General features: G+C 41.7%; 19 protein-coding genes. 3 read left to right on the top strand and 16 right to left on the bottom strand.

What is annotated here, in order from left to right; genetic code table 11:
• Positions 1–8: 8 nt before the first annotated feature.
• The 4 genes from oppC to CHF41_RS03760 all read right to left on the bottom strand — a co-directional run bounded on the left by oppC (position 9) and on the right by CHF41_RS03760 (position 6629).
• The gene (gene oppC, locus CHF41_RS03775; RefSeq protein WP_119876062.1) at positions 9–935 is read right to left on the bottom strand and encodes an oligopeptide ABC transporter permease OppC; all 927 of its coding nucleotides are present in this window, start codon (positions 933–935) and stop codon (positions 9–11) included.
• Positions 935–2431 carry an ABC transporter permease gene (locus CHF41_RS03770; RefSeq protein WP_119876061.1) on the bottom strand — a complete coding sequence of 499 codons (1497 nt, stop codon included), beginning with the start codon at positions 2429–2431 and terminating at the stop codon, positions 935–937. Before CHF41_RS03770 ends, oppC begins: the two co-directional genes overlap by 1 nt.
• 63 nt (positions 2432–2494) lie before the next feature.
• Positions 2495–4474, bottom strand: a complete 1980-nt coding sequence (locus tag CHF41_RS03765; RefSeq protein ID WP_119876060.1) for a peptide ABC transporter substrate-binding protein — start codon at positions 4472–4474, stop codon at positions 2495–2497.
• 193 nt (positions 4475–4667) lie between these two features.
• Complete coding sequence (locus tag CHF41_RS03760) at positions 4668–6629, bottom strand: peptide ABC transporter substrate-binding protein (protein ID WP_119876059.1); 1962 nt, start codon at positions 6627–6629, stop codon at positions 4668–4670.
• Between the two features lie 361 nt (positions 6630–6990).
• Here CHF41_RS03760 and CHF41_RS03755 point away from each other — a divergent pair, with 361 nt between their 5' ends.
• A complete protein-coding gene (locus tag CHF41_RS03755) occupies positions 6991–8223 on the top strand; it encodes a serine hydrolase (protein ID WP_119876058.1) in 1233 nt (410 codons plus the stop codon).
• A gap of 535 nt (positions 8224–8758) precedes the next feature.
• On the opposite strand, the gene sufB is transcribed toward CHF41_RS03755, so the two are convergent.
• From sufB to CHF41_RS03715, 8 genes are all read right to left on the bottom strand, one after another.
• Positions 8759–10171, bottom strand: coding sequence for a Fe-S cluster assembly protein SufB (gene sufB / locus CHF41_RS03750; RefSeq protein WP_119876057.1), 1413 nt, complete (start codon positions 10169–10171; stop codon positions 8759–8761).
• Positions 10172–10207: 36 nt separating this feature from the next.
• On the bottom strand, positions 10208–10639 hold the full coding sequence (gene sufU / locus CHF41_RS03745; protein ID WP_119876056.1) for a Fe-S cluster assembly sulfur transfer protein SufU: 432 nt from the start codon (positions 10637–10639) through the stop codon (positions 10208–10210).
• A complete protein-coding gene (locus CHF41_RS03740) occupies positions 10626–11855 on the bottom strand; it encodes a cysteine desulfurase (protein ID WP_119876055.1) in 1230 nt (409 codons plus the stop codon). Before CHF41_RS03740 ends, sufU begins: the two co-directional genes overlap by 14 nt.
• A 3-nt stretch (positions 11856–11858) precedes the next feature.
• Positions 11859–13121, bottom strand: a complete 1263-nt coding sequence (sufD, locus tag CHF41_RS03735) for a Fe-S cluster assembly protein SufD (protein ID WP_119876054.1) — start codon at positions 13119–13121, stop codon at positions 11859–11861.
• A gap of 29 nt (positions 13122–13150) precedes the next feature.
• Complete coding sequence (gene sufC, locus CHF41_RS03730) at positions 13151–13921, bottom strand: Fe-S cluster assembly ATPase SufC (protein ID WP_119876053.1); 771 nt, start codon at positions 13919–13921, stop codon at positions 13151–13153.
• A 102-nt stretch (positions 13922–14023) separates the two neighbouring features.
• On the bottom strand, positions 14024–15196 hold the full coding sequence (locus tag CHF41_RS03725; protein ID WP_119876052.1) for a glycosyltransferase family 4 protein: 1173 nt from the start codon (positions 15194–15196) through the stop codon (positions 14024–14026).
• A complete protein-coding gene (gene mecA / locus CHF41_RS03720) occupies positions 15193–15924 on the bottom strand; it encodes an adaptor protein MecA (protein ID WP_119876051.1) in 732 nt (243 codons plus the stop codon). The genes CHF41_RS03725 and mecA overlap by 4 nt, the downstream gene beginning before the upstream one ends.
• Positions 15925–16400: 476 nt before the next feature.
• Positions 16401–17240, bottom strand: a complete 840-nt coding sequence (locus tag CHF41_RS03715) for an undecaprenyl-diphosphate phosphatase (RefSeq protein ID WP_119876050.1) — start codon at positions 17238–17240, stop codon at positions 16401–16403.
• Positions 17241–17367: 127 nt separating this feature from the next.
• Between CHF41_RS03715 and CHF41_RS03710 the strand changes: the two genes are divergently transcribed.
• Complete coding sequence (locus CHF41_RS03710) at positions 17368–18933, top strand: ABC transporter substrate-binding protein/permease (protein WP_119876049.1); 1566 nt, start codon at positions 17368–17370, stop codon at positions 18931–18933.
• The gene (locus tag CHF41_RS03705; RefSeq protein ID WP_119876048.1) at positions 18926–19675 is read left to right on the top strand and encodes an amino acid ABC transporter ATP-binding protein; all 750 of its coding nucleotides are present in this window, start codon (positions 18926–18928) and stop codon (positions 19673–19675) included. Before CHF41_RS03710 ends, CHF41_RS03705 begins: the two co-directional genes overlap by 8 nt.
• A gap of 95 nt (positions 19676–19770) precedes the next feature.
• On the opposite strand, the gene CHF41_RS03700 is transcribed toward CHF41_RS03705, so the two are convergent.
• The 4 genes from CHF41_RS03700 to ilvC all read right to left on the bottom strand — a co-directional run bounded on the left by CHF41_RS03700 (position 19771) and on the right by ilvC (position 23462).
• Positions 19771–19980 (bottom strand): capsule biosynthesis transcriptional regulator, encoded by a 210-nt coding sequence (locus CHF41_RS03700; protein ID WP_075098784.1) that lies wholly within the window; start codon positions 19978–19980, stop codon positions 19771–19773.
• Positions 19981–20064: 84 nt separating this feature from the next.
• Positions 20065–20961: an SPFH domain-containing protein gene (locus CHF41_RS03695; RefSeq protein WP_119876047.1), complete on the bottom strand. Its 897-nt coding sequence runs from the start codon at positions 20959–20961 to the stop codon at positions 20065–20067.
• 95 nt (positions 20962–21056) lie between these two features.
• Positions 21057–22307 carry a threonine ammonia-lyase IlvA gene (gene ilvA / locus CHF41_RS03690; protein WP_119876046.1) on the bottom strand — a complete coding sequence of 417 codons (1251 nt, stop codon included), beginning with the start codon at positions 22305–22307 and terminating at the stop codon, positions 21057–21059.
• Between the two features lie 132 nt (positions 22308–22439).
• The gene (gene ilvC, locus CHF41_RS03685) at positions 22440–23462 is read right to left on the bottom strand and encodes a ketol-acid reductoisomerase (protein WP_119876045.1); all 1023 of its coding nucleotides are present in this window, start codon (positions 23460–23462) and stop codon (positions 22440–22442) included.
• Positions 23463–23487 lie beyond the last annotated feature (25 nt).

Raw genomic sequence — 23487 nt, 5'->3', positions numbered from 1 at the left:
ATTTACTCCTATCTATGTGTACGTGGATCACTAGCATCCGCTAAATTTTGACCAACAATGAAAAGAGAGAGAGAAACCAGAATCAAGGTTGTCAATGGAATCCAGAACAAATATGCATTGGTTGTTACATTTTGTGAATAATCTGAAATCAAGCGTCCCAAACTAGGTACCGTAACTGGCAATCCCAATCCAAAGAAAGAAAGGAATGCTTCCGTAGAAATGAACCCTGGCAACAATTGAGATGAATAGGTCACAATAACCGAAATCAACTGCGGCAAGATATTTTTAGTAACCATTTTCGTGGTTGGAGTCCCCAAGGTCTGGCTAGCAAGATTATACTCCAAGTCTCGATAACGTAAGATTTGCACACGAATAGAATAGGCAATCCCAATCCAACCGGTCACGGTCATTGCGAAAATCAAATTCCAAAATCCTGCCCCGATAGAATAGGTCAAGACAATAATAATCAAGAGAGACGGAATGTTTGAGAGCACATTATAAACTTCAAGCATGATTCGGTCAACAGACTTGGAAACACCCCAGACTCCACCGACAATAACCCCAATTACCATATTGATAACGGTCGCAATCACAGAAATCAGGATTGAATTTCTAGCACCAAACCAGACACCGTCAAACAACGATTTCCCATTACTATCTGTTCCAAACCAAAATTCCCCATTTGGCTTGATATAGCGGGCACTAAAATCGTTCACCTTGCTGACGTCATTGTAATCAAAGTCTGAAAAGAGCGGATAGATAAAACTAATCACAACAATAGCCGTCAAAATCCCCAACATCAGAATAGTCGATTTTTTCTTCATAAATTGACGTAAAACCGATTTCCAATAAGAATAGGCTGGAGCGTCAATCGTTTCGGAGGCAAAATCATCGCGCTTGACGAATTCAAATTTCTTTTTATCAATCGTAGCCATTATTTACCTCCTTTTGATGTTAATTTAATACGTGGATCAATCATTACCATGAGTAAGTCACCGAGTAATAAAGCCAAAATAGATACTGAAGTAAAGATAAAGACAAGACCAACTACCATCGAGTTATTGGCTGCTTTAACCGAGTCAATAAGCATTTTCCCCATACCCGGATATGCAAAAATTGTTTCCGTCAAGGTAGCCCCACCGATAACCCCAATAATAGATCCGGGGATACCGTTAACCAGCGGAACCATCGCATTTTTAAAGATATGCTTGTTCGAAATTTCTTTCTCTGAAAGTCCTTTTGCTCTTGCAAAACGAACAAAGTCTTGAGATTGCAAGTCAATCATATAACGTCTAATCCAGATAGCTTGACCCGGAATATATAACAATCCCAAAACAATGGAAGGGAGAGCGTAAGATTTCCAGTTTCCTGCACCTAAAATCGGGAAGGAGTCTGGTAAACCAATTTGAGAACCAACCAATCGAACAATATATACCAAAGCAATAGTCGGAAGAGCCATCAAGAATGTCAATACACCTGTTGAAATGCTATCAAACCAAGTATTTTTAAAACGTGCCATGTAAGAACCCAAAGGAATGGCTGCAGCATACGAAATCGCAAGTCCAATCAACCCAGCAATCGCAGAGCTGGCAATCATAGATGGGTATTGATAATTATTTTCCGTTGCAGTATATGGATCATCCTTGCCATAGTTTGCAACTTCCCGCGAATCTGCCTGACTTGGTGATTTATAGGTACGTGAATAAATATTTACAGAAGAGGTCTTTTTCCCTGTTGGAAATTGTACTTCTGCTGCCTTAGTTTGCCCTTGACCTTGCGTAATCACTTGCAAGACAGGAATATTAGAATAGGTCGGATATGAATTTCCTAAATTAAGCGTTACAAAATTCTGATGAACAAAGGGGAATTGGTTGTTAAAGTAAAGAAGATATTTATGCTTCGTTCCTGAACCAACTACTGACCAACCAATTGCCGGATCGTTTTCAAACCGAATATAGCGTTTTAAATTCGGATTTGTCTCATCTTTGATTACATTTGGGTGATCAATTTGAATTAGATTTGCATAAAAGTCTAATACCCGTTCAAAAGGTGGTACTTCACGTGTCGCATAAAATTGCTTACTTTCAGTAAATTGACCAAGTTTCCAGCCGTGACCTAATTTGTTCACATACTCTTCGTACATTTTTTTATTATCTTCGGTCGGTTCAACTGTTACAGACGGGAACTCTTTACTAGCTTTTTCTTGTAATTCCTTGGTGTCGTAATAATCAATGTAGCCCATTCGTTCATAAATGGTATTTTCATAGTTATCGCGCTTGTCATCGGTTGTTGCTATTTTGTTATAGTTCGGATCCTGTTTAAAAATCAACCGTCTAGGTACCAAGGTATAAATAATGGTATAGGTCAGTGCCGTCACCAAGAAGATGGACACGATCGAACGCAAAATACGCATGAATATATATTTTTTCATAAATTGTTTCCTTCAATTTCAAAAGAACCTTCTCGGATTAGGAGAAAGTTCTTGTGAGTTTTTTTATTCTACGTGACTTTCAAGGTCTTTTTGAGCTTTAGCATTTGACTCTGCTTTTTCTTCGAGCCATTTCTTGCGGGCTTCTTCGTATTGTTTCTTGGTAACTACATCTTTACCAACTTTGAGGTATTTGTAGTATGAAGCAGAACTCTTATTACCGCTTGTCGCAGATGCACCAGTGAATGGTTCAATTCTTGATAAGAACGGAGCTGCTCCAGAACTTGACATTGTCGGAAGTAAGAGCGAGCTATCTGTCAACCAAGCTTGCGCTGCTGCGTATTTTTCATAACGAGCCGCAACATCATTAACTTCTTTACCAGCATCATTTGCTAATGTATTGTATGCATCAAAGCCAACTGCTTTGGCATTTGCGTTGTCAGCCCCTTCGAAACCAAAGAATGTCTTCGTTTGTTCAGGGTTAGTTGATTCTAAGATATCCAAGTAAGTTGAAGGATCACTGTAGTCTGGATTCCAACCTACCAAACCTGAAATATCCCAATCCTCTGCTTTGGCATTAGGAGCATAGTAAGTGATGTTGAAAGCTTCATCCTCTGACATCATTTGCAAATCAATTACTACATTTTCTGACCCCAACACACTTTCAACAGATTGTTTGAATGACTGCATACGTGATACATAGTTTTTAGAAGTTTCTACAACTGGTGTATCAATGTGAATAGGGAACTTAACCCCTTCAGCCTCCAAAGCTTTTTTAGCTTTTTCAAACTCTGCTTTAGCTTTTTCTGGGTTGTAAATACCGTTAACAGAGTCAGCTAATTTCACATCTTTCCACTCATCGCCGTAAGAAATCAATTTTTCTTCTACTACATCACTGAACGTCTTTTCACCTACAGACACAAAATCAGATGGGACAAAGAGATTTCGTACTGCAAATTCTGCCCCAGCTTCACCATTCACTTGAGAAGAATATGCTTTGCGGTCAAATGCAAAATTGATTGCTTGACGGAAGTCTTTATTAAGAAAAGCTTTCTTGGTAGAATTTTTTTCCTCATCTGTCGTCTTAGAAGTATGTTCGTAAGATTGACGGTCGATATTAAATCCAATCGCGTTGCTTCCTACACCAGGTTGTGTCACGAAGATATTCTCTTTAAAGTCTTCAGCTACTTTAGAATAGTTTGGACTTGAAGGGAAGAGACGAGCTACAGAGTATGCTCCATCCGTGAAATTACGAGCTAACGAATCAACATCTTGTCCATCATAGTAAGATAATTTAACACTATCCACATGGACATTATCTTTATCCCAGTAATTTTCATTTTTAGTAAATTCAACAGATGATTTTGAAACAAGAGATTTCAAAAGGAAGGGACCGTTGTAAAGGATAGAACTTGGATCTGTTGGCTGAGCAAATTTATCGCCTTTTGATGTCAAGAATTCTTCATTCACTGGGAACAAAATTCCATTTGTTGTTTTGGAATTCCAGTATGGTTCTGGGCTATTCAATGTATACTGAACTGTATAGTCATCAACAGCTTTAATACCAACACTTGCAAAATCAGTATTTTCACCCTTAACATATGCATCCAAACCTTTGATAGATTCTTGTATCAAATAGAGTGACTCTGATTTTTTATCTGCTGCATGTTTCAATCCAGCGACAAAATCTTGTGCCTTTACTTCAGCATACTCTTCACCCTCAGATGTATACCAATTAACACCTTTACGAAGTTTGTAGGTATAGGTCAAGCCATCTTTAGAGACTTTCCAATCTTCCGCCAAAGATGGGACAAGGTTACCGAATTGATCATTTTCAAGTAAGCCATCCACGCCATTTGTCACTACATCAAGCGTAGAAGCCTTAGAGGTTGTCAAATAGTCCAGACTCTCTGGATCAGAACCATACACATATCCGTATACGCTTTCATCTCCACCCGAAGAATTCGAGCTCCCCGAGCAAGCTGCTAGTACCCCAACGCTTAGCAAGCTCACGCCCGCTAATACTAGTAATTTCCTTTTATTCATGGTCATTCTCCATTTATTTATTCTTAGTTTCTAACATTATATCATAAAAAAAACTTAAAGTACAACAAATTTTCTGAATATTTTTTTGATTACAATGTTTCTTTTCTAATATATATGTTTTCAAAATACGTTTAAAAAATGGAGTCCGCTGATAAAAAGGGCCAAGCTCGTGACCTAGCCCTTACTACTTATTTTACTTTACGTGTTTTGATAAATCTTCTTGGTATTTAGCGTTAGATTCAGCTTTTTCTTTGAGCCATTTCTCACGTGCCGCTTCATAATCTTTTACAGTAACAACGTCTTTTTGAACTTTTTTGTATTTGAATACTGTAACATCACCCTTTGTTCCGACATCAGAAACCGGCGATGAAAACGGTACAACTTTGGAAAGTTGTGGGCGTCCACCTTGAGAAACGGTTGGGATAATCAAGGCGCTATCTTGTAACCAAGCCTCTGCTTCTGCATATTTTTCATAACGCGCCTTAACATCTTGCTCTTTATCCGCTTCTTTTAGCATATTAGTGTATTTATCCAAACCAACAGCTTGAATCTTAGCGTTTTCCACGCCTGGTTCTAAACCGATGTTTTGGAGCATTCCACCATTTTCTGTATTTAAGATGTCTAGATATGTAGATGGATCTTGATAGTCAGGCCCCCATCCGGAGATAACCAAGTCATAATCTTTTTGAGCAGCTGTTGTCGCAAAGTAAGTTGCATTTTGAACATCATCTTCAGAGGCGTTTTGGAGGTCAATCACGACATTTTCTGTTCCAAGAGAAGCTTCAATAGACTGTTTAATCGAGCTCTTTCTAGCCACATCACTCTTATCTGTTTCAACAACTAAAATATCTAGATGGATTGGGAATTGCACCCCTTTTGCTTCCAACTCAGCTTTAGCCTTTGCAATTTTTTCTTTGGCTTTTGTCGGACTGTAGTAAGCATTGGTCGCATCGGCCAAATTGACATCTGCCCACTCTGTACCGTAAGACACTAGATTCTCACTAACAACCTCTCCATACGTCTTATTTCCAATTGAGACAAAACTTGGTGGTACAAGGGTATTCCGAAGAGTGGCATTAGCCAACTTCTCACCGTTCATTTGCGCACCCATAGAAGTCTTATCAAGAGCAAACTTAATCGCTTGACGGAAGTTTTTATTTAAAATTGCTTCGTTTGTTGCCGCCTTCTGAGCATCATCTTTCTTAGAAGTATACTTATAGGATTTCCTATCTAAGTTGTAGTTCAAGTAGTAGCTAGTTGCATTTTGTTGAGAAACATAGATATTATCTTTGAATTCTTTTTCAATTGCAGGATAACTAGTAGTAGTTGGGAATAGAGCAGCTCCTGAATAAGCCCCGTCTTTGAAATTACGAGCTAACGACTCTAAATCTGAGCCATCGAAGAAAGACAGTTTGACAGTATCAATATGAACATTGTCCTTGTCGTAGTAATTTGGGTTTTTTGCATATTCCATAGAAGATTTAGCAACCCATGACTTCAAGAGGAATGGTCCGTTTGATAGGATACTGTCTGCCTTAGCAGATCCAAAATCGCTCCCTTTTGATTTCAAGAACTCTTCATTGACTGGGAAGAGAATTCCCATGGTTGTTTTTGAATTCCAATAAGACTCAGGGGCGTTCAAAGTGTATTCGACCGTATAATCATCAACAGCTTTAACACCAACACTGCCGAAATCTTTTGTTTTTCCTTCAGCATAGTCTTTCAAACCTTTGATAGAATCTTCAACGATGTAAAGAGCTTCTGATTTCGAATCGATAGCGTGTTTCAATCCAGTGACAAAGTCTTGGGCTTTGACATCTGCATACTCTTCTCCCTCAGAGGTGAACCATTTGGCATCTTTGCGGAGTTTGTAGGTATAGGTCAAGCCGTCTTTTGAAACAGTCCAATCCTCAGCTAAGGATGGCACTAAGTTTCCATACTGGTCGTTTTCGAGCAATCCATCAACCAAGTTGCTGACCACCTCAGAAGTTGAGGCACGATTACTAATCGTATAGTCCAAGGTGTCTGGGTCTGTCGTATAAACATAGGAATAAGTATTTTCACTAGAGCTACTTGATCCTCCACCACAAGCCGCAAGAAGTACTCCTGCGCTCACGAGAACACCTGCTGTTACAAGCCATTTCTTTGTTTTCATCGCATTTCTCCTTTTGTGTTAAATCTTATAACATATTTTGATTATAGCAAATATTCAGATAATTGTAAAGATTTAATGTGATTTTTTTATAAAAAAACACAGTATTATAATTTTTATTCATTATTTCTTGATAACGCTACAAAAAGTGCATAATTATTGTATTTTAAGACATGGCAAAAGCCATTTATCTATTTAAAATATAATAGAAACGGCATTCTTCTAACAAATCGGCGTCACAAAAACTGACATCAGTTGTTATTCATTTAAAATAATCTATTCTGTCCATTCATGAGATTGCAAATGCCCGATTTGTCTTTTATGGTATAATAGAATGAATGATAACGAAAGGTATAAATACGATATGAAACGATTGTATACATTCTTAATAGCTTGTCTATGTGCAATACTATCACCCTTTACTGTTCATGCTACAGATAAATATAGTACAGACGCCGAGCATTCGATTGCAATCGAAGCACAGACCGGAAAAATTCTCTATGAACAAAACGCAGCTACTCCGACCAATGTCGCCTCTATTTCCAATTTGCTAACCATCTATCTGGTTTATGAAGCAATCGAACAGGGAAAATTGACACTTGATACCCAAGTTCCCATCTCAGATTACGCTTATAACTTGACCATCACTTCACCTGTCACCAACATTCCTTTGGACAAGCGTTCTTACTCTGTCCAAGAATTGATCAATGCATCTCTCATTGCGTCAGCCAACAGCGCAACCATCGCCCTAGCTGAGCAGGTTGCAGGAAACGAAGCTGCTTTCGTGGAATTGATGAACAAAAAACTGGTATCCTGGGGCATTTCAGATGCAACGATTATCAATTCGACTGGCTTGAGCATAGACCTGTTAGAAAATAAACAGAACACAGATGAGAAAAAGACGGAAGAAAATCGATTATCTGCTCTTGATGTCGCTATCATCGCCCGTCGATTAATCGTAGACTATCCGCAGGTGCTTGATGTCACCTCCCAATCTCACTTCAAATTAAATGGAACGACCTACTATGGGACAAACCCTATGTTAAAAGGAGGAGCTTATGAACGAGAAGGGGTAGACGGTCTCAAAACCGCTTCCGGAACCTCCATGGTAGCAACCAGTTTAGAAAATGACATGCGTGTTATCACTGTTATCTTGCATACAAAAGAAGGCGACCTCTATCCTGAGAAACGCTTCCTTGAAACGACAAATCTGATGAATTATGCTTACACATATTTCAAATGGACACCTATCGTAGAAGCTGGTCAACCCTATCACAATAGCAAGGCTACTGTCTTTAATGGCAAACATGCAACTGTTTCAGCCGTCGCTAGTCAAGATTTTATGTTTGCTAAGAGAGAGCGGTACAAAAAAGAAACAGTTGCGACATTAGAGGGACTTGGTACTGTCTTTGATGCACCACTCAGCAAGGGAACTGTCGTTGGAAGTTTAACCCTAAAAGATACGGATTTAATCGGTCACGGCTACGTTGACAAGCAACCAAGTATTAATCTGGTTGCAGGCGAAGATACACCGACAGCAACCTGGCCATTTTCCTGGTGGAATCACTTTATAAGATATGTGAATGAGAAATTATAGTGAATTGAATAAAGGTTAGGACATCGTTCAGTCGCTTTGCTTCAATAGTCCAGTGGACTGTTGAAGGTTGGAAATAGGGATTATGGAGTAATCCTCAATTAACGCCAGTCCTATCTGCAACTCCTTGCCTTGTCCTATTCCTTCATAAGATACGAGGGCGTATAAAGCACAAAGTGAAAATAGGAAGTCTGACGAAGAGCCCGCAGACTCTAGGAAGACTTATCCCTAAAGGGAGCCTCAGCTGTAACCAACTGAAGTTGGAACATCTGCGTCTCTTTTTCACACAGTGCTTAGCCCGAGTTCAATTTCATAAGATACGAGGGCATTAAGCAACTCCTAGACAAAAAAGGAAATCGTCATTGATTTCCTTTTTTATTACTTACTACGAGCTAGATAGACTGTAGAGATACCATCACCTTTCTTCATCCCAAACAGCTATCGGCAATAGGACGAGGCTAAGCCAAAAGTGTCCCAGCCTCACTTCTTTTATAGATTTAACAGTTTGATGCAGTAGTTGTCTCACTCCCTCGGTATATTAGCCGACCGAACCTTCCATTTCATAAGAAATCAATCGGTTGAGCTCCACAGCGTATTCCATCGGAAGTTCTTTGGTAAAGGGCTCGACAAATCCCATAACAATCATCTCTGTCGCTTCGCTTTCTGACAAGCCACGACTCATGAGGTAGTAGAGCTGTTCTTCGGAAATCTTAGACACTTTAGCCTCGTGTTCCAAGGCTACTTGAGAATTGTGAATTTCATTGAAGGGAATGGTATCAGACTTCGACAAGTCATCCATGATAATGGTATCACACTCGATATGACTGACAGATTTCTTGGAATTGCGGGCAAAGGTTACTTGACCACGATAGTTTACTGCTCCACCACCTTTGGCAATGGATTTTGATACAATCGATGAACTTGTGTGCGGTGCATTGTGAATCATCTTGGCACCTGTATCTTGGTGTTGACCGGTATTTGCAAAGGCGATAGAAAGCATTGTTCCACGCGCACCCTCACCGTCTAGGTAAACAGACGGGTATTTCATGGTGGTTTTCGCTCCCAAGTTTCCATCAATCCATTCAACCGTCGCATCTTTCATGGCACGGGCACGCTTGGTCACGAGATTGTAGACATTATCAGACCAGTTCTGGATTGTGGTGTAGCGCATGTAGGCACCGTCAAGGGCAAAGATCTCAACAATGGCCGCATGCAGGCTATCACTTGAGTAGGTCGGAGCTGTACAGCCTTCCACGTAGTGCACACTTGCGCCCTCATCGACGATAATCAAGGTTCGCTCAAACTGCCCTGTGCTTTCGTTGTTGATTCGGAAATAGGTCTGCAAAGGAATGTCACACTTGACTCCTTTTGGTACATAGATAAAGGTACCACCAGACCATACAGCACTGTTCAAGGCCGCTAATTTATTGTCTGTCGGCGGAACAAGTTTTGCAAAATACTGCTTGAAAAGGTCTGGGTACTCTTTTAAAGCCGAGTCTGTGTCGGTAAAAATAATGCCCAACTTTTCAAACTCTTCTTTCATGTTATGGTAAACCACTTCTGATTCGTACTGGGCAGCAGCTCCTGCAAGATAAGCACGTTCGGCTTCTGGAATTCCGATGCGCTCAAAGGTCTCCTTAATTTTTTCAGGGACATCATCCCAAGAACGAGCTGGTTTGTCAGAGGCTTTTTGGTAGTATATCAAATCATCAAAATCAATTTCTGACAAGTCAGCACCCCATGTTTCAAGGGGCATTTTTTTGAAGGCCTCATAGGATTTGAGACGGAACTCCAACATCCATTCTGGTTCATTTTTAGCCGCCGATAAGGCACGGATAACTTCTTCATTCAAACCTTTTCCTGTCGAGATAATCGGCTCTACATCGTCATGAAAGCCAAATTGATACTCACCGAGGTCAATCGGCTTTGGCTCTACTCTTTCTTCTGCCATTCTTTCCTCCTCTATGATTTATCTACTATTTGTTTTCTATTCTTCTAAAACTTTTTTTAGCGCATTCCAAGCCAAGGTCGCACATTTTACTCGCTGAGGAAATTTAGCAACACCTGCTAGAAAAGCTGCATCTCCTAATTCTTTTTGACGCGCATCCATCTTTCCTTGGACCATTTCAGAAAAAACATGAGCGAGCTCAAGGACTTCCGCTTTGGTCTTTCCAAGCACAAGGTCTGTCATCATACTGGCTGAGGCTGTCGAAATCGTACAGCCTGCATTAACAAAAGCAATATCTTGAATCGTTTCACCAGTTTCATCCAGCTGCAAGGACAAGTTAATCACATCACCACACGTGGGATTGTTCAAATCCACCTGATGAGCCCCGTCAATCCTGCCTTGGTGATGAGGATGCTTAGAATGGTCTGCTACTACTGCCATATAAAGGCTTTCTAGTTTAGAAAGTGCCATTGAAAAACTCCTTTGTTTTCTCCAGTGCATCGATTAATTTATCACAATCTTCCTTGGTGTTGTAGAGATAGAAACTCGCCCGAACAGTTGACTGCACTCCCAAATAGGAAAGGAGTGGTTGCGCACAATGATGACCTGCTCGCACAGCTATTCCCTCATAATCAAGCGCCGTCGCCACATCGTGGGGGTGTAAGCCTTTCAGATTAAAAGAAATCACACCTGTGCGCTTGGCTACATCAAGCGGACCGTAGATTTCAATGCCGTCCATAGCTTGCAATTTTGGAAACAGGTAGGATAGCAATTCGTCCTCATGGCGAGCAATTTCCTCCATACCGATATTCTCTAAAACATCAATAGCTTTGGCAAGTCCAATCGCTCCTGCCATGTTGGGCGTTCCTGCCTCAAACTTCCACGGCAATTCTTTCCAAGTTGCAGACTGCTCATAGACGAAATCAATCATCTCGCCACCAAATTCAATAGGCTCCATTTGAGACAGCCATTTTTCCTTGCCATATAGGACACCTATTCCAGTCGGAGCGAGCATCTTATGACCTGAAAAAGCAAAAAAATCAATACCTAAGCCTTCTACGTCAATCGCCATGTGAGGTGTCGATTGCGCCCCGTCCACCACCATAATCGCTCCGACTGCATGCGCCAATTGAGTAATTTCCTTGATTGGATTCACCACGCCAAGGACATTTGACACATGCGCAAGAGAAACAAACTTGGTCTTCGTGGATAGCTTAGCTTTCAAATCTTCCATGTCTAGGCTACCCTCCTTGAGATAGACATAGACAAGCTTAGCTCCCGTTTTTTGACAGGCTTGCTGCCAAGGAATGATGTTGGCATGGTGTTCCATGATAGAAATCAGCACCTCATCGCCCGGTTGCAAGATTTGGCTAGCAAAGTGCGCGACCCAGTTGAGACTGGTTGTCGTACCTCTTGTAAACAGTACTTCTTTTGTGGACTTAGCATGGATAAACTGTCTGACGCGCTCACGCGCTGCTTCATAGCGACTAGTCGCTCGCTCTGCCAGGGTATGGACACCGCGGTGGACATTGGCATTATCCGTTTGGTAATAGTCTAGAATTTCATCTAAAACAGCTTGGGGTTTCTGTGTCGTTGCAGCATTGTCAAGATAGACCAAGGGCTCATCATGGACCAGCTGGTCTAAAATTGGAAACTCTTGTTTGATGGCATGGCTATCTACTGACATTTTTTACCTCTTACTTAACTTTTCTTCAATTCCGTCAATCATCTCATCACGGGCTTCTTTGACAGGGATTTCCGTAAGGACTGCTCCTAGAAATCCGCGCACAACTAAACGCTCTGCTGTCGCCTTGTCTAAGCCACGACTCATAAGATAGTACATATCTTCAGGATCTACCTGACCGATTGAGGCAGCGTGTCCTGCTGTAACATCATTTTCATCGATTAAAAGGATTGGGTTGGCATCGCTTCGTGCCTTATCAGACAACATCAAAACACGACTTTCTTGCTGGGCGTCTGCTCCTTTTGCCCCCTTGATAATATGACCAATTCCGTTAAAGGTTAGTGTTCCTTTTTCAAGGATAACCCCGTGTTGGAGGATATTACCAATCGAATGACGACCGTAGTTAGTGACACGGGTATCAATCCCTTGTACTTGCTTACCACTTGATAAAGCAACTACTTTCATATCCGCATGACTACCATCGCCATACAAATCACTGTCAAAGTCTGCTACGACGTTCCCCTCGTTCATGACACCAATTGCCCAGTCAATACTAGCATTATTGGCAAGATTTCCACGGCGGCTCATGTAAGTCGTCACATGCTGACCGAGACGGTCAATCGCTGCGAATTTAACCTGACTACCTGTTCCTGCAATCACTTCTACAGTGATATTGGCGGTTGCCTTTTCGCTACCTTCCCCAATACTTTCAAAACGCTCTAGATAGTTTAACTTGGTATTCTTCCCTGTAATGATAAGAACGTGTTTATTAAACGGAACGTTACTTTCACTATCTTGGTAGAAAATTCCCTCAACAGGAACATTGATTTCAACATTGTCAGGAACATACAAGACTGCTCCACTGTTAAAATACGCTGTATGATAGGCTGCTAACTTGTCCGTCTCCGCTGCAACCGCCTTGGTAAAATACTGCTCTACAACTTCTGGAATTTCTTCCAAAGCTGTATAAAAGTCTGTAAAAACAACACCCGCTTCTACTAATTCTGGAGACAATTGTTCAAACACCGTCTGCGTGCCCACTTGTACTAGCTTAGGGTTGTCCCCCAAGGCTATAAAATCAGGAACATTGCTACTTACTTCTGACGACGCAATCGTTCCGTCTCCTAGATTCCAACGGTGGAATTTCACCCGTTCAATAGTTGGGAGCGCTAGTATTTCAATCTTTTCAAAAGCTGCTTGACGAAGGTTGCTCAACCAAGCGGGTTCTGCGTGTGCTTGTGAAAACAGTTTAATGGCTTCTTTGGTCATCGTTTTCTCCTTTCTGAACACGTTTCGCCTTAAACTTCCTCTTCGTAAGTCAAGCCTAATTCTTCTGCAATTTTCGCATATCCTTCTTTTTCAAGACGGATAGCAAGTTCTGGACCCCCGGAGAGAACCACACGACCTTCCATCATAATGTGGACTACGTCTGGCGTGATGTAGTTCAAAAGGCGTTGGTAGTGAGTGATAATCATGGCACCAAAGCCTTCTCCACGCATGGCATTGACCCCTTTTGATACTACTTTAAGGGCATCGATGTCAAGACCAGAGTCAATCTCATCAAGAAGAGCAAAGGTTGGCTCCAACATCAAGAGTTGCAAGATTTCATTTCTTTTTTTCTCCCCACCTGAGAAACCTTCGTTGAGGTAACGCTCTGCCATTTCCTCTTTCATATTGAGCAATTCCATTTTTTCATCGAGTTTTGTGATGAAATCACGAACAGAAATTTTCTCATCGTCTTCTTTTCCAGCATTCATGGCTGCGCGTAAAAATTCGGCGTTGGTAATACCTGGAATTTCACTTGGGTATTGCATGGCAAGAAAGAGTCCCATACGAGCCCGCTCATCCACTTCAAGCTCTAAGACATTGACACCGTCAAACAAGACTTCACCTTGGGTTACTTCATAGTTTGGATTTCCCATGATAGCTGCTGAAAGGGTGGACTTCCCTGTCCCGTTTGGCCCCATGATTGCAGCAATTTCACCTGTTTTAAGAGTCAAATTAACCCCTTTTAAAATTTCTTTTCCTTCGATTGCAACATGCAAATCTTTGATTTCTAGTACTGACATACCGACCTCCACTCAGTTTTTATACTCAAAGAGTACTATCTGATGTATTATACCAAAAAAGAGCCATTTAGGCTCCTTCTTTGTTTAGAAACGTTCTTATCTTCATTTTTTCTGTTTTTCTTCTTTTTTCGCTCGTCTTTTAGCTAAGTATTCCTGTCTGGCATCACTATTGCCAATAAAGCGCAAGACATTAAGAATAGGCGTTCTATTTTCTCCAAAAATCCCAATTAGCTCACTGAGAATTTCTACTCCAAATAGCATTGCGACCATCAAGAGGACACCTCCCCAGCGGCTCGATACATTTAAGAGTAGCGAAGCAAGAGAAAAGATAAACGAAATCGCATAGATAACAAGCACCGTTCCACGATGCGTCAAGCCAAGCGACAAAAGACGGTGATGCAAGTGCATGCGGTCTGCTTCATAGATTTTCTGGCCTGATAAGGTTCTACGAATAATCGCCACCAAGGTATCGGTAATTGGCACTCCCAAAATAATCATCGGAGTTACCACGGCAACCGCTGTCGAATTTTTCAGCCCTTGAAGGGATAGCACCCCAATCATAAAGCCGATAAATAGGGCTCCTGTATCCCCCAAGTAGATAATGGCTGGATTATAGTTATAAGGCAGAAATCCAACAATCGCAGCAACCAACACAAAGACTGTTAAGGTCAAGTAGATATTGCTATCGTGGAGGAAAAAATAAGAAACAACCCCCATAGTCGTCAGAGAAATAATAGATACCCCCGACACCAGACCGTCCAGACCGTCAATCAGATTGACCGCATTGGTGATTGCCACAATCCACAAAATGGTTAAAAAGAAGGATAACCAAGCTGGAAAATGGAGCATTGGCCCACCAAAAGGAATCTTGAAATTATCAAAGCGAAACTCGGTAAAAAACCAAATAATAGCCGCTGCAACAAGCATCCCCACCATCTTTGGTAAAGGACGTAATTCCTTGATATCATCAACCAAACCTGTAAGAATAATGATACCGCTAGCAAGAACTAAGGGCAAAATATACTCAAAATAAGTTCCTCGAGGCGATATGTGGATTACCACAAAGGGCAAAAAACACATAGTCGCTAAAAAGAAAGCAACAAAAATCGCTAAACCACCCGCCGTAGGCATGGGAACCTTATTGATACGTCGCGCATTGGGGTTGTCGACCGCTCCAATCCGGAGCGCTAAAAAACGGATCAAGGGGGTTGCAATAACGGAAACCATCATTGTAAGTACAACGACAATGATGTACTGTAAAGCAAAGGGAATCATACCAAGCTCACCTTCCCAAGCTCTTCAATCGCACCCACAGGAAGCAACAAAACTCCGTGCTCTTGAAGCACCGCACGTGAAATGGATGTATCGTCTGCATGCTCTAACATTCGTGACAAGATATAGTCCGGGTAGCGAGTTGAACGATTTTCAATATTAATCAAGACAGTCATATAGTAACGACCATTCATCTTATAGAGCTCTGATTCTTCAATGGTAAAATCAACTAGAGAGACAAATTGAACAGCTTCCTGTAGATTAGCAAAATCCAGAATATAGTAAATGTACTGACGATTTTCTGTATCCACTTCGTCAACGTCCAATTCATCTGCTTCGACTTGCTCCAAGTACTGAACCGCCTTATCATCCCCTGCACTCTTTTCTCGAATGGTCTTTTCAAGTGTCTTTAAAAACTCATCTGGCGTCATCTGCGAAATCTCATCTAAATCCGCCATATCCGCAAAATCATCAAAATTTAAGTTTTGATCGATGTCTGACTTGGTGACAAAAATATCCACCTTGTCTGGCTTTGGCGTCACTCGAAAACTAAGCATGCCACTTTCACGAAAGGTTACTGGCAGATCCAATTCATCCAATACTGTATAGAAAAATTCCTCTGTCTTTTCTTGCGGGACGAGAAAGTCCGCAATCTCCATTCCGCGTTCTTCTAAGTCCTCCATTTTAATCGTGATTTTCAAGGTCGAATCACTAATTTGTTTCATCTTCATTTCAATACCTCATACTCTTCATTCCTTCTCAAAGCACTATTTGAGAACCCGTATTTCATCCATTATACAAAAAAACAGGCTCTTTTACAAAAGAAAAGAGATTTCTTCCTCCCAAAGATAGAAGGTTTTTGTTGCAACACAAAAACGCAGCCACTGCTGCGTTCAGAACGTAGACAAACCCAAGATTTATTTAAACAAATTCAAAAGCTCTGCTAACTGAACATTTGATTTTCCGATTTGCGCGAGCGGAGCGAGCCTCATCAGATACTTTTCGCTGTGGTAAAAGTAGGGAGTGGGCTCAATCGTGATTTTGTCTAAATCGATTATCCTCGCTCTTTTGTTTCTAGGCTCAGGCTAAAATAATCCACTGGATTATTTTACTCCGCAGGAAATCGCTACCGTCCGCACCACCTAAGAAAAGTATCTCAAAAAGACTTTTTCTTCAATCTGAACGTAGCCACTGCTGCGTTCATTTCTTAAAAGATAAGAGTTCCTAAATAGTAGAGAACCAAGAGTGTTCCTAGGGCAATGCGGTATTTTCCAAAAAAGGTGAAATCGTGATTTTTCACGTAATCGGTCAAGAAACGAATCACAACCAGCGAAACACCAAAGGCAGTTACCATGGCAAATAAGAGCAACATCCACTGACCTGCTGTCACACTCAAGCCTTTCACAAGAAGCTTCACGACTTTGAGCAAACTTGCTCCAAACATAATTGGAATTCCCAAGAAGAAGGTGAATTCTGTCGCCACCTCCCGGCTAGTCCCAAGAAGAATCCCTCCTAGAATCGTTGCCCCTGAACGACTAGTCCCTGGAATCAAGGCAAGGACTTGAAAGAGACCAATGTAGAGGGCCGTTTGGTAAGACATCTTACTCAACGAGACGACTTGTGGATCCCGATTCTTTTGCCATTTTTCAACATAGATAAAAGCGACACCATAGAGAATCAACATCAAGGAAACGACAACAAAGTTATAGAGATGAGTATCCAACCAATCGTCAAATAACAGCCCCAAAATAGCTGCTGGTAAAGCTGCAATCACCACTTTTGCCCATAATTGCCAGGTCAAGCGAATCTCGCGACCTGATTTTCCCGACTGAAAAGGGTTGAGCCTGTCGAAGTAAATGACCATGACAGCTAAGATTGCGCCCAACTGAATCACGACATTGAACATAGACGTAAAATCAGCACGGACATTTTTAAAGGAGACAAATTCTTGCACCAAAATCAGGTGGCCTGTACTTGATATCGGCAACCATTCGGTGACTCCCTCTATAATACCAAAGAAAATCGATTTTAGAATCTCAACAAACATAGCTTACTCCTTCTTCATTTCCCTTCATTATACCACAAACCCAAATGAAAGCGTATCTTTTTTCAATTAGTTTGCAATCTGTCTGAATTTTTTATACAATATAACTACTTTTGAAAAAGGAGAGATTATGAAAAAACGATTATTACTATTGTTTGTGGCACTTCTGACTGTTTTTAGTATCCATACTGGTGTCCAAGCAGATGAATACCTACGAGTCGGAATGGAAGCCGCTTACGCGCCGTTCAACTGGACACAAGAAACGGATGACAACGGCGCTGCTCCGATTGAAGGAACCAAGCAATTCGCCAATGGTTATGACGTTCAAGTTGCAAAAAAGATTGCAGAGAAAATGGATAAAAAAGTCCTTGTTGTAAAGACCAAGTGGGAAGGACTTGTACCCGCCCTTACCTCTGGCAAAATTGACATGATTGTCGCAGGGATGAGCCCAACAGAAGAACGTAAGAAAGAAATCGCCTTTTCAACAAGCTACTATACCTCTATCCCAACCCTTGTCGTGCGCGCAGATAGCAAGTGGGCGGATGCGAGCAATATCCAAGACTTCGTAGGCGCAAAAATCACTGCCCAACAAGGAGTCTATCTCTATGATTTGATTGACCAGATTGACGGGGTAGATAAACAGACGGCTATGGGAGACTTTTCTCAGATTCGTCAGGCCCTTGAAGCGGGAATCATCGATGCCTATGTATCAGAGCGACCTGAAGCACGTACTGCGCAAGAAGCCAACCCCGCCTTTCACATGGTTGAGTTGGCAAACGGCTTTAAAACCAACGCCGAAGATGTGACCATTGCAGTCGGTATGCGCAAGGACGATGCACGTATTGCTCGAGTCAATCAGATACTTGAAACCTTTACCGAAAAAGACCAGCTAGCCCTTATGGATACGATGATTGAAAATCAGCCCGTTGAAGCGACTAGCGCAGAAGACAAACCGTCTTTCCCTGTTCAAGTCTGGAATATCCTAGTCAATAACTGGCAACAACTCCTCCGTGGAACAGGCATGACCTTACTTATCTCCATCCTCGGAACCATTATCGGAACGGCCATCGGACTCTTAATCGGTGTTTTCCGTACTGCTCCAAAGGCTAACAACAAGGGGCTTTCTTTCCTCCAAAAAGCACTTGCTATTCTCATCAATATTTATATTGAAATCTTCCGTGGTACACCGATGATTGTACAATCCATGGTAATCTACTACGGAACCGCTCAAGCATTCGGGCTGAATTTAGACCGCACCTTAGCTGCGATTTTCATCGTATCCATCAATACCGGTGCCTACATGAGTGAAATCGTCCGCGGAGGTATTTTCGCTGTTGATAAGGGGCAATTTGAAGCGGCAACTGCTCTTGGTTTTACCCATAATCAGACCATGCGCAAGATTGTCTTACCACAAGTTGTCCGCAACATCTTGCCTGCTACAGGAAATGAATTTGTCATCAATATCAAAGACACCTCTGTCTTGAACGTGATTTCGGTGGTAGAACTTTACTTCTCAGGAAATACTGTCGCAACTCAAACCTACCAATATTTCCAAACCTTCACCGTGATTGCCATTATCTACTTTATCTTGACCTTTACGGTCACTCGTATCCTACGCTTGATTGAAAAACGTTTTGATACAGATACCTACACAACTGGTGCAAACCAAATGCAAACGGAGGTGCTTCATGACTAATACGATTTTAGAAATCAATCATCTGAAAAAAGCCTTTGGACAAAATCTGGTTCTCAAAGACATTTCCATGACCGTGAAAAAGGGTGAAGTCATCTCTATTATCGGCTCTTCTGGTTCTGGAAAATCAACCTTCTTGCGCTCCATCAATCTTTTAGAAACACCGAGCGAAGGAGAAATCCTCTATCATGGCGAAAATGTATTGACAAAAGGCTATGATTTGACGACCTACCGTGAGAAATTAGGCATGGTCTTTCAGTCCTTCAACCTGTTCAATAATTTGAATGTCTTGGAAAATGCTATTGTCGCCCAAACGACCGTTTTAAAACGCAGCCGCACAGAGGCAGAAGAAATTGCCAAAGAAAACCTCAACAAGGTTGGCATGACCGAGCAATACTGGACTGCTAAACCAAGCCAACTCTCAGGTGGGCAAAAACAACGGGTGGCAATCGCCCGCGCCCTTTCTGTCAATCCAGAAGTAATTCTCTTTGATGAGCCAACTTCTGCCCTTGATCCTGAAATGGTCAGCGAAGTCTTAAAAACCATGCAGGACCTTGCCAAATCAGGTCTCACTATGATTATCGTGACCCATGAAATGGAGTTTGCCCGTGATGTTTCAGACCGTGTCATCTTCATGGATAAGGGATTGATTGCAGAAGAAGGTAGCCCGCAGCAAATCTTTGAAAATCCACAAGAAGCACGAACCAAGGAATTTTTACAACGCTTCCTTGGTCAGACGCTTTAAGGCTAGAAAATAAGCAGATAAAAACACCAGCTAAACGAGCCGGTGTTTTTTCAAAAGTAAAAGAGGAGACCAGCTCCTCTTTTTTACGCTTAGAATTAGTTCTCAAATTTTTTATGATTTTTGTCATAAAAATCAATAAGTCCCAAAGCGGTAGCAAATGAAATGTTGTCAATTTTTGCACGACCTTGTGCAAGGGCAATAACTGACATCTCACGTGCGTTTGTCTCTTTACTGATACGGTATCCAGTAATCTTCTTATCGCGTACCCAACCGACAACTGCGGCCACTTTTTCATAACTAGTCATGAGAAACCCCTTTCTTTTTATTCGTTCAATTCAGTTTATTATATCCTTGATAACTTGTCAAGTAAAATGCGCAATAAGTAGGCATTATTTAGCTTTTAACGCAGATAATATCTGTGTACGGATGTCTTCCATTCCCTCTGGACTTGCTGGAAGGAAGATTGTACTATTTCCTGTATGTGAAAAATTATTTAAAGTATCAAGATATTGGTTTGTTAAGAGAATGGACATGATTTGCTCTTCTGTCAAGCCGATATTTGATTCTTTTAATTCTTTAATAGAATCAGCCAATCCATCCACAATCGCTTTACGTTGCTGGGCAATCCCCACACCATGCAGGCGATCTTTTTCAGCCTCTGCTTCAGCGGCAGTCACAATTTTAATCTTATCTGCTTCTGCTAGCTCTTGAGCTGCTGCGCGTTTGCGTTGGGCAGCATTGATTTCATTCATGGACTGCTTGACTTCTGCATCAGGCTCTACCTTAGTAATCAAGGTTTTCACGATGATATATCCATAGGTTGACATTTCTTCTGCCACTTGTTTTTGCACTTCAAGGGCGATTTCATCTTTTTTCTCGAACAATTCATCGAGTGTCAACTTAGGAACAGATGAGCGAAGAGCGTCTTCTATATAAGACTTGATTTGTGCTTCTGGACGCATGAGTTTGTAGTAGGCATCTGTCACGTTGTTCTCATTAACACGATACTGAGTAGCGACATTCATGGTCACAAATACGTTATCCTGAGTCTTGGTCTCAACTACAATCTCACTTTGGAGTAGGCGCAATTGAATCCGAGCTGCAATGTGGTCAATTCCAAACGGCAGTCTCAAATGAATCCCACTCGTACTGAGCTTCTGGTATTTCCCAAAACGCTCGATGATGACAACAGATTGTTGGCGGACGACATAGAGTGAGCTAAGAGCAAGCACCCCGACTAATAAGACTACTAAGACAAATACGATACCGAAAATACCAATTACCATATTGTATCCCTCCTTTTCTTTGGCAAGTATTATACTCTTTTATTTAAGATTTGACAAGTAAAAATAGGCATTTTGCTACATATTTTACAAAATCATTATACGAGTAAACTGTAAAGCGTCTCATTCCCCCGCAGGTTGATAAAGGAAGGGTCAAATTGTTCCATCCGCTCAATTAGGCCTGCATAGCCATGCTTGTCACCGAGCGCAATCCCGATAAGAACAGGACCTGTCCCCTTGCTAGCCCGCTTGATATATTCAAAACGAGTAATATCATCATTTGGACCCAAGATGTCTGTTACAAACTCGCGTAAGGCCCCTGGACGTTGTGGAAAATTCACGACAAAGTAATGTTTAATCCCGTCATAAATGAGGGCTCGCTCTTCCATTTCAGGCATACGGTTGATGTCGTTATTGCCTCCTGAGATGATACAGCAGACAGTTTTTCCTTTGATATACTCACTCAAAACGTCAAGGGATGCAATACTAGCGGCACCTGCTGGCTCTGCCACAATCCCTTGCTTAGAATAAAGATCAATGAGGGTTTCAGAAATCAAGCCCTCATCGACACCGATGAGATTTTCCACGTATTTTTTCGTCACTTCATAGGTCAGTTGACCAACTTTTTGCACGGCGATTCCATCCGCAAACTTATCAATCTCTTTCAGCTTAACAGGTCCACCAGCTTCAAAGGCTGCTTTCATGCTGCGCGCACCTTCTGCTTCCACACCGATTACTTCAATGGCGGGATTTTTTTCCTTGATGTAGGTTGCAACGCCTGCAATCAAGCCACCACCACCAACTGGAACCAAGACGGTATCAAAATCGATCGACTCCCGCTCTGCTTCTTCCATGATTTCATAAGCAACTGTCCCCTGACCTGCCTGCACATGGACATCATCAAAAGGGGCAATAAAGGTGCGGTTTTCACGCTCGGTAAAATCCTGTGCCGCTTTAGCAGAGGCATCAAAGGTATCTCCGACTAACTTGATATCTACCATGTCACCACCAAAGAAGCGAACTTGACCAATTTTCTGCTGCGGGGTGGTAATCGGCATAAAAATCGTTGCAGGAATTTTCAATTCATTACAGGTAAAGGCCACTCCTTGCGCATGATTACCCGCGCTCGCACAGACCACCCCACGTTTGCGTTCTTCCTCATTTAGTTGTGAAATGGCATAGTAAGCCCCACGAATCTTGAAAGAGCGCACGCGCTGAGCATCTTCCCGTTTGAGATAAATTTTTGCCCCATATTTTTCCGATAAATAGCGATCATAATCAAGCGGTGTATAGACTACCACGTCCTTTAACACCTTATGAGCACGGACAATGTCCTTGGCTGTTAACATAAACTCTCCTTTTTTATATGAAAATAAAGTGAGAAAAATCGAGTTTGCGACACCAATTTTCCTCACTTCCTTTTTATCATTTGCCAGATGTTGAGCTTGTTCTGCCACTATCTGACTATTTTTATCTTATTCTTAGTTATAGATTTTGAAGGCATCGTCATCATTTTTACCAACAAATGGCATGGCTTTACGAAGCTCTGCTCCCACTTTTTCGATTTCAAGATCAGCAGCTGCCTTGCGGTATTCTTCCATACGTGGACGCCCTGCCTTGTAGTCTTCCACAAAATCGTTGGCAAATTTTCCAGATTGAATGTCTGCAAGAACAGCTTTCATGTTTTCTTTGACTTGTTCGGTAATCACACGAGGACCTGATACGTAGTCTCCAAATTCAGCAGTATTTGAGATAGATTGGCGCATTTTCTTGAAGCCACCTTCGTAAATCAAGTCTACGATGAGTTTCATTTCATGAAGCACTTCAAAGTAAGCGAGTTCTGGCGCATATCCTGCTTCTGTCAAGACTTCAAATCCTGCTTCCATAAGGGCTGTAAGACCTCCGCAGAGAACGGCTTGCTCACCGAATAAATCTTCTTCTGTTTCTTCTTTAAAGGTTGTTTCAAGAAGTCCAACACGGGCTGAGCCAACACCTTTTGCCCAGTCCATGGCGATGTGCTTGGCATTACCAGTTGCGTCTTGATACACCGCATAAAGAGCTGGCACACCAAATCCTTCTTCAAAGGTACGACGCACCAAGTGACCTGGACCTTTTGGCGCACACATGAAGACATCGACATTCTCTGGTACTTTGATAAAGCCGAAATGAATGTTGAATCCATGAGCAAAACCAAGCGCATTTCCTGCTTCCAAGTTTGGCGCAATTTCTGCCGCATAAAGGTCTGCTTGGATTTCGTCTGGTGCAAGAATCATGATGACATCTGCTTGTTTTGCAGCTTCTGCTACTTCAAAGGTCTCAAAGCCGTCTTCTTTTGCTTTATCAAATGACTTACCAGCACGCACACCGATAATGACATTGTGCCCTGTATCACGCAAGTTTTGCGCATGGGCATGACCTTGCGAACCATATCCGATCACGGCAATTTTTTTCCCGTCAAGTGCTGCTACTATTACATCTTTTTCGTATTGCATTTCTACTGCCATCGTTTTTTCTCTTTTCTATTTTTTT

The organism is Streptococcus respiraculi (genome assembly GCF_003595525.1).
Classification (GTDB): Bacteria; Bacillota; Bacilli; order Lactobacillales; family Streptococcaceae; genus Streptococcus; species Streptococcus respiraculi.
Note: the sequence above shows the minus strand (reverse complement) of the source record. Positions and strands in the feature narration are given on the sequence as shown.